This window comes from Citrobacter sp. Res13-Sevr-PEB04-36, assembly GCF_015672735.1.
In the GTDB taxonomy this organism is placed as follows: domain Bacteria; phylum Pseudomonadota; class Gammaproteobacteria; order Enterobacterales; family Enterobacteriaceae; genus Citrobacter.
Genome location: NZ_JADABY010000017.1, coordinates 1 through 1018, shown reverse-complemented (window position 1 = coordinate 1018; position 1018 = coordinate 1). Strand labels below are relative to the sequence as shown.

1 rRNA gene is annotated in these 1018 nt (G+C 53.2%); it reads right to left on the bottom strand.

The annotated features are described in order from the left end of the window. Positions 1 to 1018: ribosomal RNA gene (locus IMQ48_RS05535) — 23S ribosomal RNA — on the bottom strand; the annotation flags it as partial.

Below are 1018 nucleotides of genomic sequence, written 5' to 3'. Positions count from 1 at the left end.
GGCAAGTTTCGTGCTTAGATGCTTTCAGCACTTATCTTTTCCGCATTTAGCTACCGGGCAATGCCATTGGCATGACAACCCGAACACCAGTGATGCGTCCACTCCGGTCCTCTCGTACTAGGAGCAGCCCCCCTCAATTCTCCAGCGCCCACGGCAGATAGGGACCGAACTGTCTCACGACGTTCTAAACCCAGCTCGCGTACCACTTTAAATGGCGAACAGCCATACCCTTGGGACCTACTTCAGCCCCAGGATGTGATGAGCCGACATCGAGGTGCCAAACACCGCCGTCGATATGAACTCTTGGGCGGTATCAGCCTGTTATCCCCGGAGTACCTTTTATCCGTTGAGCGATGGCCCTTCCATTCAGAACCACCGGATCACTAAGACCTGCTTTCGCACCTGCTCGAGCCGTCACTCTCGCAGTCAAGCTAGCTTATGCCTTTGCACTAACCTCCTGATGTCCGACCAGGATTAGCTAACCTTCGTGCTCCTCCGTTACTCTTTAGGAGGAGACCGCCCCAGTCAAACTACCCACCAGACACTGTCCGCAACCCGGATCACGGGTCTACGTTAGAACACCAGCCATTAAAGGGTGGTATTTCAAGGTTGGCTCCATGCAGACTGGCGTCCACACTTCAAAGCCTCCCACCTATCCTACACATCAAGGACCAGTGTTCAGTGTCAAGCTATAGTAAAGGTTCACGGGGTCTTTCCGTCTTGCCGCGGGTACACTGCATCTTCACAGCGAGTTCAATTTCACTGAGTCTCGGGTGGAGACAGCCTGGCCATCATTACGCCATTCGTGCAGGTCGGAACTTACCCGACAAGGAATTTCGCTACCTTAGGACCGTTATAGTTACGGCCGCCGTTTACCGGGGCTTCGATCAAGAGCTTCTCCTTACGGATAACCCCATCAATTAACCTTCCGGCACCGGGCAGGCGTCACACCGTATACGTCCACTTTCGTGTTTGCACAGTGCTGTGTTTTTAATAAACAGTTGCAGCCAGCTGGTAT